Source organism: uncultured Mailhella sp., assembly GCF_947631555.1.
Classification (GTDB): domain Bacteria; phylum Desulfobacterota; class Desulfovibrionia; order Desulfovibrionales; family Desulfovibrionaceae; genus Mailhella.
The window spans coordinates 1-3,866 of record NZ_CANRLT010000131.1 but is presented as its reverse complement, the minus strand read 5'-3'; the positions used below and the strand labels follow the sequence as shown (position 1 = coordinate 3,866).

The window sequence follows — 3,866 nt, the reverse complement described above, 5'->3', positions numbered from 1 at the left end:
GGCCAAAAGACACTTACGCCGCTTTAACGGTATTAAGCCTGAAAACTTTTACTGGTTCCTCAAGGAATGCGAATGGCCTTTCAATGGAGGCAATCATAAACAACTCCTAACTCAGCTAATTTATTGGGTAAAACAGACAAAACATTAGTCTTAGCTAGGACAGCCCCTTTTTTTCACTCTGCAATGCGGGGGGCTTGGCCGGCATTTTTCTGAAAGTTTGAGCCTTCCAGGGACACGGGGGCTTGTCCTGCCCATACTGACGGAAGCAGCTCTCCATATTGTCCCGGCACAGCTCTCCTCTATCGTCAAGTCCTTGCATACGTACCGCTCCGAAGCCGACAGGAGCAACGTTTCAGCTAGGCTGGTTCCTGCGCTCGGTACAAGAGGACAGCCTCTCGATAGAGCTTTCGCATGTTGAGATAAAATAGCGTATGGTAGGGAGAAGGTACGAAACGGGACGAGACTTTGCAAGCTGTCCGGCATTTCGAGAAAAGGCCTTTTCAGGTTGAAACAGCGGCAGTCTGCGTCACCTCTCTTGAGCCATATATCGCAGCCGTCCAATTTCGCTGTTTACGCGTTAGCACAGTGTTTCAGACACCTCGGCAGACAGCACTCCGAAGCCTGAAGGCAGCAGCGGCATGAAAAAAGGCTTATGATCGCTCATAAGCCTTATCGTTTGTGTGGTGCGCCCGGAGAGATTCGAACTCCCGACCCACAGGTTCGTAGCCTGTTGCTCTATCCAGCTGAGCCACGAGCGCACAACGGGCGTAAGGTACGAAAAATGACGGGGGGCGTCAAGTCTTTTTTTCCGGCCAAAAGTCAGGAAGAAAAGGGCTCCGGCTTGGCGTTTTCTGGGCGGTTCCGGCTCCTTCCGCCCTTGACCGTGCCGTATTCGTGGCCTATGGTTAACACATTATGAACTGGGACTGGGATAAATTACAGGAAAAACGGCAGCAACAGCAGAAACATGGCTGGGGCCCCGTGGGCAGAGGCGACTGGGGCCGTCGCGACGAAAACGGAAACGACGGCGGACAGGCAGATGAGAACGAAGAAAGGAAGCAGGGCGGCGGGTCTTCCGGTCCTGGCGGTCCGTCTTTCAATTTTCCCAAACTTCCAAAGATTAACGGCGCACCCCGGCTTCGCTGGCTGCTTCTGGCGGCGCTCATCGCTTGGGGGCTGTCCGGCATCTACATCGTTCAGCCGGATGAAGCCGGCGTTGTGCTGCGCCTTGGCCGCTATGTGCGGACAGAGGGGCCGGGACCGCATATCCACCTGCCGTACCCCTTTGAAAAGGTCTACCGTCCCAAGGTCACGCAGGTGCGTCAGACCGCCGTGGGCTACCGTGCCCAGTCTGTGGGCGGCGTTTTCCAGCAGGGTCGGGTGCAGGCGGTGGATGAAGAATCCGCCATGCTCACCGGCGATGAAAACATTATCAATGTCCAGTTCAACATCCAGTACCAGATCAAGCCGGATGGCGCCGTTGACTATCTGTTCAACGTGATCCGCCCCGATCAGGTGGTGGCTCGCGCGGCCGAAGCGTCCATGCGTGAGGTCATCGGCAAGACGACATTGGATTCCGCGCTCACCGGCGGACGCGTGCAGATTCAGAACGATGTGGCCGACCTGCTTCAGAAGATACTCGACCGCTATCAGGTGGGCGTACAGGTCGTGGCCGTCCAGATGCAGGACGTGCAGCCGCCCAGGGAAGTGAGCGACGCCTTCAAGGATGTTGCTAGCGCCCGCGAGGACAAGCAGCGCAGCATCAATCAGGCCGAAGCCTACCGCCGGGACATTCTGCCCAAGGCACAGGGCCAGGCCTCGGAAACCGTGAACCGGGCCGAAGCCTATAAAGCTACCCGTATCCGCGAGGCCGAAGGCGAGGCGCAGCGCTTCCTCTCCGTGCTCGCCGAGTACGAAAAGGCCGAGGACGTGACCCGCAAGCGTATGCTTTACGAAACCCTGGAAGATATTCTGAGCAAGCCCGGAATGGAAAAGCTGGTGCTTCCCTCCGATGCCGGGAAACAGGTTCTGCCTCTGCTTCCCCTGGATGCGTGGAAGAGACAGGGCACGAGCCTGAAGGAGGGTGGACGCTGATGCGAAGCATGAAAGCCATCGCTCTTGTCGCGGTCATCATCACTGCTGCGATACTTTTGCAGCAGGGCTTGTTCATCGTCGATCAGACCCAGCAGGCTCTGGTCATCCAGCTTGGCGATCCCCAGGATAAAGTCTACCGCCCGGGCCTGCATTTCAAGATTCCCTTCATCCAGAACGTGGTTTATTTTGACGCCCGCATTCTGGACTATGATGCCCGCCCTGCAGAAGCCCTGACCAGCGACCTCAAGACCATCGTACTGGACAACTACGCCCGCTGGCGCATTGAGGATCCGCTTCAGTTCTACCGCACCATGCGCACGGAGCTGAACGCACAGGCCCGCCTTGACGCCGTGATCTATTCGCAGATCCGTGCCCATGTGGGCCGCCGTACCCTGACGGAAGTCGTGGCCGGTCAGCGCACGGAGATCATGGATTCCGTGACAGCCAGAGCTTCGGAACAGATGAAGGAATTCGGCATCGGCATCGTGGATGTGCGCATCAAGCGCACCGATCTGCCCGCCGAGAACCAGCGCGCCATTTTCGACCGTATGCGCGCCGAACGCGAACGCCAGGCCACGCAGTACCGCTCCGAGGGCGCGGAACAGTCCACGAAGATTCGTTCCGGCGCAGAGAAGGAACGGGCGCTTATTCTTGCGGAGGCCAACAAGAAGGCGGCGGTGCTGCGCGGCGAGGGCGATGCCGGGGCTGCGCGGATCTACGCCGAGGCGTTCTCGAAGTCGCCGGAGTTCTTCGCATTCCAGCGGGGCCTTGAGGCGCTGCGCAAGTCCCTCAGCGACAATACACGCATGGTGCTCACGCCGGACAGTCCGCTGCTCCAGCCCATCCGCTAGCGGAAGCCAGGCAAAGGCGGATGGCTTCAACGCTGTCTATGCGCAGGGACTGTTCCGCGAACAGGGGAAGGGAGTGCAGAAATCCAAGCGTTTCCGGATATCCGCCTGTGTTCTCACTCGTGATTTGGACAGATGAGCGAGGCCGTGCTTTGCGGAAAAAGCGGGGTGCTTTTTCAGTCTGTAAACTTTCCGGCCCATCCTCTTTTTTAGAGATCGGCGGAAGGTCACGTCAAACATCGAGGCGTTTATGCTGATTTCTCTTGGGCCGCAAGCATTTGTGCCCGTCACTCCAGTATTTTTGGTCGGTACCTATGATGAAGCCGGCCGCCCCGGCATCATGCCCGCTGCCTGGGGCGGGGTGTGCAGCACACAGCCGCCCTGTCTCGCGGTGTCGCTCCGGCGCAGCCGCTGGACGTGGCGGGCCATACAGCATCGCCGGGCATTCACCGTCAGCATTCCCGATCGCGCCTTGGCGGGCGAAACAGACTTTGCCGGTCTGGTGTCCGGGCGCAGTGAGGACAAGTTCCGCACCCTGGGCCTGACACCCTGCGCTGGGGACCATGTGGACGCTCCCTATGTGGGAGAATGCCCCGTGATTCTGGAGCTTCAGCTTCGGCACACGCTGGAATTGGGTTCCCATGTCCAAGTCGTGGGGGAAATCATGGACGTGAAGGTCCGCCGGGACTGTCTGACATCTGAAAAGCTGCCCGATGCGGGGGCTGTGGATGCGCTGACCTATGTACCGCTGGCGCAGGAATACCGTTCCACGGGCGAATTTGTGGCCCGCGCCTTTGCCGTGGGCAAGACGGTGAAGCGGCGCGGCGGGGAAGAAAGGCAATAAATTTGCGTAGTTGGTGGCGGGAAGGAAAAAAGGAAAAAATTTAGAGGAAAAGAGCTTGACAAGGTGGGAGAAGTTGAGCA

Annotated in this window: 3 protein-coding genes, 1 tRNA gene and 1 pseudogene; 4 read left to right on the top strand and 1 reads right to left on the bottom strand. The window is 58.5% G+C overall.

All coding sequences use genetic code 11. The features are described from left to right. Window positions 1-148, top strand: a pseudogene (locus Q0Z94_RS11345) (IS1595 family transposase); the annotation flags it as partial. Between the two features lie 533 nt (window positions 149-681). On the opposite strand, the gene Q0Z94_RS11340 reads toward Q0Z94_RS11345, so the two are convergent. After that, a tRNA-Arg gene (locus Q0Z94_RS11340) sits at window positions 682-758 on the bottom strand. 157 nt (window positions 759-915) lie between these two features. Here Q0Z94_RS11340 and hflK point away from each other — a divergent pair. The 3 genes from hflK to Q0Z94_RS11325 all read left to right on the top strand — a co-directional run bounded on the left by hflK (window position 916) and on the right by Q0Z94_RS11325 (window position 3,786). Next, on the top strand, window positions 916-2,094 hold the full coding sequence (hflK, locus tag Q0Z94_RS11335) for an FtsH protease activity modulator HflK (RefSeq protein ID WP_298069795.1): 1,179 nt from the start codon (window positions 916-918) through the stop codon (window positions 2,092-2,094). Between the two features lie 8 nt (window positions 2,095-2,102). Continuing rightward, the gene (gene hflC / locus Q0Z94_RS11330) at window positions 2,103-2,945 is read left to right on the top strand and encodes a protease modulator HflC (protein ID WP_298069797.1); all 843 of its coding nucleotides are present in this window, start codon (window positions 2,103-2,105) and stop codon (window positions 2,943-2,945) included. 247 nt (window positions 2,946-3,192) lie between these two features. Further along, window positions 3,193-3,786: a flavin reductase family protein gene (locus Q0Z94_RS11325; RefSeq protein ID WP_298069793.1), complete on the top strand. Its 594-nt coding sequence runs from the start codon at window positions 3,193-3,195 to the stop codon at window positions 3,784-3,786. Window positions 3,787-3,866 lie beyond the last annotated feature (80 nt).

What these genes read in the sequence shown, in the direction of transcription:
- hflK (WP_298069795.1), top strand. Translation starts at nt 916, where the DNA reads ATGAACTGGGACTGGGATAAATTACAGGAAAAACGGCAGCAACAGCAG.
- hflC (WP_298069797.1), top strand. Translation starts at nt 2,103, where the DNA reads ATGAAAGCCATCGCTCTTGTCGCGGTCATCATCACTGCTGCGATACTT.
- Q0Z94_RS11325 (WP_298069793.1), top strand. Translation starts at nt 3,193, where the DNA reads ATGCTGATTTCTCTTGGGCCGCAAGCATTTGTGCCCGTCACTCCAGTA.